This window comes from Halorubrum sp. AJ67 (assembly GCF_000513435.1).
Genome location: NZ_CBVY010000008.1, coordinates 158,816 through 161,538, shown reverse-complemented (window position 1 = coordinate 161,538; position 2,723 = coordinate 158,816). Strand labels below are relative to the sequence as shown.

Sequence of the window (2,723 nt, the reverse complement as noted above, 5' to 3'; positions counted from 1 at the left end):
CACGCCGGCAACGATGGTCCCGATCCCGAGGATCTCGACGCCCTCCATCCCGTACTTGACCGGGTCGGGGATCGGGAGAAGCTCGTACTGGAGGAACGCGCCGCCGAGCGCGACCGGAACCAGTCCGATCCCGGCGAACACGAGCGTTCCACCGACCGCGAGCCCGACGATCACGGTGTTTGCGAGCCACTGGCGGGTGGCTTCGATGCCGAACGCGAACGCGATCATGAACACGACCGCCGCGACTATCGCGCCGCCCTGGAACCCGCCGCCCGGAGAGCCACCGCCGTGGAAGGTGACGAACAGCCCGTAAGTGAACGCGAACGGCGCGACGATCTTCACCGTCGGCATGATCACCTGACTCTCCGTGTACGGGGTTCCCTGCCGGTGGTCCGAGTCGAGCCGCCCGTCGCTTCGGGGCGGTCGATCGCGGCTGAATCCGCCGTCGGAAGCGAACCCGGAATCAGCGGCGTCGGTGTTGACGGCGTCGTCGTCGTCGACGCCGGAGTCTGTACCGCTCATGCGAACACCTCCCGGTGGAGGACGATGAGGGCGGCGATCCCGGCCGCGAAGACGACGACCGCCTCGCCGAAGGTATCGAACCCGCGGAACGCCGCCAACACGGCCATCACCGAGTTCTCGACACCCGTCTCGGCGTACGTCTCCGCGATGTACCACTGGCTCACGTCCGGGTTCGACCAGATCGGTGCGTCCGCGGAGCCGACGGCCGGGATGTCGCCCATGGTGAGCATCAGCCCGCCGAACAGCAGCCCGACCGCTCCCACGGCGGGGAGGTTCACCGACTCGAAGGCGGCCTCGTGGTCGCGGCGGGTCGTCTTCGCGAGCGTGAGGAGTAGCAGCACGGTGGTCACTCCGGCGGAGATCGCGGCCTCGGTCATCGCGACGTCCGGGGCGCGGTAGAACGTGTACAGCGCGGCCATCCCGAGGCTGTACGCGCCGAAGATGATCACCGCGGCGAGCACGTCGCGCGCCAGCGCGGTGAACAGCGCGGTCAACACCACGAAGGCGAACAGGCTCGCCTCGATGGCTGTCACCTGCGCGACGACCGGCGCGCCGACGGGCCCGACAGACGCGAGCGCGCCGGTCATCGGCGATCATCCCCGTTGGTCCACGGCACGATGCCCTCCTCGAAGGCGGCCCGCGCGATCGCGTGGGCCGCGGTCGGGTTCGTCAGGAAGATGAAAAACAGCAGGAGGACCGACTTGAATCCGGCCCCCGCCAGCCCGACGGTGAGCGCCACGGCGGCGAGCCCGAAGCCGGCCCCCAGCGTGTCCGCCTGCGAGGCGGTGTGCGCCCGGGAGTAGACGTCCGGCAGCCGGAGCACGCCCGTCATCGAGACGAACGAAAAAAACAGCCCGAGCAGCGTGAACACGACGATCAGCCAGACCCGGGCCGTCTCCAGCGCGGCGGCGGTCATAACACACCCCCCTGTTCGACGGTGAACTTCGAGATGGCAATCGCCATCAGGAAATTCAACAGGGCGTACACTAAGGCGATGTCGAGGAACGTCGGCTCACCGAGCGCAGCCCCGAGAATCGCGAGGATGACGACGGTGTTCGTCCCGAGGACGTTTACCGCAAGCACCCGGTCTTGCATCGTCGGCCCGACGACCGCGCGGTAGAGCATCCCCACCGCGAGGACGGCGAACCCGGCGGCCGCAACGAGGAGGAAGTCACCGAGAGTGTAGCCGGCCGCGAGCGTGGCGTCCACGAGGCTCATCGGTCAATCACCTCCCTGCCGTCGACCGGAGCGGTCGCGTCCTCGTCGTCGGTCGTATCGATCGTGTCAGTCGCCGCGGACGGATCCGTGGCGTCAACCGTATTAATCTCGTCAGTCGCGTCCGCCCGTCCGCCGTCGGCGGCGGCGATCGGCAGCTCCTCGGTCGCGTCGTCGCCCTGGAGGATCGCGACGTCGTCGCGCTCGCGGGGGGTCGGCAGGCGCGCCGACCGGCGGCCGTAGTAGACAAAGCGCGTCCACCGCTCTAAGGAGCCGTCGAACAGGCCCTCGCGGGCCCACGGGACGAGCGAGTGGACGTACAGGTCGCTGTCGCGAGCGCGGACCGTCAGTGTCCCGGGCGTCAGCGTGATCGAGTTCGCGAGCGTCATCAGCGGGAGACCGCTCCCGACGATCACCCGCACTCGGTTCATCGTCGGTTCGATCGGGAGCCGCGGATCGAGGATGACGCGGGCGACGACGAGGTTCGCCTTCAGGATCTCGAAGAGCAGTACTGGGACGTACACCAGCCCGCGGAGGATTCGCATCGGCGTCCGCGGGATCGCCGGAGTCGAGTCGAGGCTCACTCGCGAGAGGGTGATCGACACGATCGCCGCCGTCGCGACCCCCGTCACCGCGTCGAACCAGTACGTCGGGTCGCCCAACAGCAGGTAAAACGCGAGCGAGAGTCCGAACAGCGCCACGAACCGTCCGGTCGTTGCCTCGGTGCGGAACCGCTCGCGACGGGTCGGACGGTCGACCGGCGCGGTCTCGACCGACAGCGACGTGTTCGAGAGCGCGAACTCCAGCGGCTGGAGCAGCGTCGTGTTCCCGACCGGCGTGTACTCGGGATCGAGCACGACGCGGTCGGCGTCGTTGCGCTCGGCGTACTCCACGAGGACGCGGACGTAGTCGTCGGCACCGAACAGGTAGTCGTCCGCGCCGATCACCGCCGTGACGACCTCGACGTCCGCGGCACCGGGGGCCTC

At 68.7% G+C, this 2,723-nt stretch carries 5 protein-coding genes; all 5 read right to left on the bottom strand.

Annotated elements, in window-relative coordinates:
- A partial coding sequence (locus BN903_RS08895) for an MnhB domain-containing protein (protein ID WP_048077399.1) occupies positions 1 to 522 on the bottom strand: 522 nt, incomplete at its 3' end.
- Positions 519 to 1,109, bottom strand: coding sequence for a DUF4040 domain-containing protein (locus tag BN903_RS08890; RefSeq protein WP_048077398.1), 591 nt, complete (start codon positions 1,107 to 1,109; stop codon positions 519 to 521). The genes BN903_RS08895 and BN903_RS08890, both read right to left, overlap by 4 nt.
- Positions 1,106 to 1,438 carry a monovalent cation/H(+) antiporter subunit G gene (gene mnhG, locus BN903_RS08885; protein ID WP_048077397.1) on the bottom strand — a complete coding sequence of 111 codons (333 nt, stop codon included), beginning with the start codon at positions 1,436 to 1,438 and terminating at the stop codon, positions 1,106 to 1,108. Before mnhG ends, BN903_RS08890 begins: the two co-directional genes overlap by 4 nt.
- On the bottom strand, positions 1,435 to 1,740 hold the full coding sequence (locus BN903_RS08880) for a cation:proton antiporter (protein WP_048077396.1): 306 nt from the start codon (positions 1,738 to 1,740) through the stop codon (positions 1,435 to 1,437). Before BN903_RS08880 ends, mnhG begins: the two co-directional genes overlap by 4 nt.
- The coding region (locus BN903_RS08875) for a monovalent cation/H+ antiporter subunit E (RefSeq protein WP_048077395.1) at positions 1,737 to 2,723 on the bottom strand (987 nt) is incomplete at its 5' end. The genes BN903_RS08880 and BN903_RS08875, both read right to left, overlap by 4 nt.

Bases quoted from the DNA above. Each gene is read 5' to 3' on its own strand.
- BN903_RS08890 (WP_048077398.1), bottom strand. From the start codon at position 1,109: ATGACCGGCGCGCTCGCGTCTGTCGGGCCCGTCGGCGCGCCGGTCGTC.
- mnhG (WP_048077397.1), bottom strand. From the start codon at position 1,438: ATGACCGCCGCCGCGCTGGAGACGGCCCGGGTCTGGCTGATCGTCGTG.
- BN903_RS08880 (WP_048077396.1), bottom strand. From the start codon at position 1,740: ATGAGCCTCGTGGACGCCACGCTCGCGGCCGGCTACACTCTCGGTGAC.